The following is a 1,047-nucleotide window of genomic DNA, read 5'->3' as shown; positions in this document are numbered from 1 at the left end:
GCCTTCAATCTTGATAGTGCGGTGGTCATTTGAGGAGAGAGAATTAGTTGTACCCCTCCTGCTAAAGCCAGATTGGACTCACCCTGACGCAGACTCTGACAAGCCTCATGTATAGCTACCAGAGATGATGAACAAGCTGTATCTATTGCTATTGATGGGCCTTGCAATCCTAATGAGTAAGATAACCGACCTGCTGCAAAGCAAAACCCATTTCCCGTACCATCGTAAGGGCTAATATTTTCGACTTGGCTCAAACCCAAATTAGCATAATCATTTTGACCGATCCCCAGAAACACTCCTGTCTGAGTGTTTTTTAATTGCTGGGGATTAATACCAGCTCTTTCTAAAGCTTCCCAAGTTACTTCCAAAATAAAACGTTGCTGTGGGTCAAGGCTATGGGCTTCTCGGCCAGAGATACCAAAAAATTGCGGATCGAACCGATCTACCTGATCAACTAATGCTGCGTGACGGATATACATTTTCCCCGGAGTATCAGGGTTGGGGTCGTAGTAAGAATCTATATCCCAACGTTCTAGTGGAATCTCTCTAACAGAGTCTTTACCATTAGATAACAATTCCCAGAAGCTTTCTGGTGTGTTGGCATTTCCTGGAAATCGACAGCCTATGCCAATGATGGCGATCGGTTCACTTCTTGAACGCTCCATCATATCCAATTTAGTTTCTGCTTGCTTTAGCGCCAGAAACATCTGTTTGGATAATGATAGTTGCTCTTTGTTGGTAGTCGGTTTCATGAAGTTTTAGCCTTGACGTATTTTGTTCTTTGTTGATTGATTGCAGTTTCCTGCTTGCAGCAATTTATCAAAGCATACTCTTGATTTTTTCTAGTTGCTGAGCTGCTAGTGCTTCAAATTCTTCTTCTGAGATATTTTCGATAACTGGCAAAATCTGATCATCTACGTCTACCTCTTCTAACTCAGCTAAGTTGTTCTCCGAATCTGCTACTGATTGCCATCCCATGACTTCCTTCAATATATATTGGGATAGTGTTTCAATCGTGGGATATTCCATCGCTACTGTCCCGGGCAA

The 1,047-nt window shown here is 42.5% G+C and carries 2 protein-coding genes; both read right to left on the bottom strand.

Annotated elements, in window-relative coordinates; translation table 11 throughout:
• On the bottom strand, positions 1-752 hold a 752-nt coding region (locus F6K37_RS44185; protein ID WP_287257453.1), incomplete at its 3' end, for a beta-ketoacyl synthase N-terminal-like domain-containing protein.
• Positions 753-819: 67 nt separating this feature from the next.
• A partial coding sequence (locus F6K37_RS44180; RefSeq protein ID WP_287257452.1) for a hypothetical protein occupies positions 820-1,047 on the bottom strand: 228 nt, incomplete at its 5' end.

Origin of the sequence: Moorena sp. SIO4E2 (assembly GCF_010671945.1) — a bacterium.
Lineage (GTDB): Bacteria > Cyanobacteriota > Cyanobacteriia > Cyanobacteriales > Coleofasciculaceae > Moorena > Moorena producens.
The sequence above is the reverse complement of the archived record's forward strand: the minus strand, read 5'-3'. Positions and strand labels throughout refer to the sequence as shown.